Source organism: Neisseria sp. P0009.S010, from assembly GCF_051958545.1.
Lineage (GTDB): Bacteria > Pseudomonadota > Gammaproteobacteria > Burkholderiales > Neisseriaceae > Neisseria > Neisseria subflava_A.
This window is the reverse complement of sequence record NZ_JBQCVH010000059.1, coordinates 1-241: the sequence shown is the minus strand read 5'-3', so window position 1 is coordinate 241 and position 241 is coordinate 1. Positions and strand designations below refer to the sequence as shown.

Annotated in this window: 1 rRNA gene; it reads right to left on the bottom strand. The window is 56.0% G+C overall.

Features of this window, described 5'->3' with window-relative positions:
• Window positions 1-241, bottom strand: a 16S ribosomal RNA gene (locus ACTHSN_RS10900); the annotation flags it as partial.

Genomic DNA, 241 nt, shown 5'->3' with positions numbered 1-241 from the left:
CCACTGGTGTTCCTCGGGATCTCTACACATTTCACCGCTACACCCCGAATTCCACGCTCCTCTATCGCCCTCTAGTCTCGCAGTCTGAGTCGTCCTCTCCCAGTTTAGCCGGGAGCTTTCACGTCCCACTTACAAAACCGCCTACGCACTCTTTACGCCCAGTAACTCCGGATAACGCTCGCCTCCTACGTTTTACCGCGGCTGCTGGCACGTAGTTAGCCGAGGCTTATTCCTGCACTAC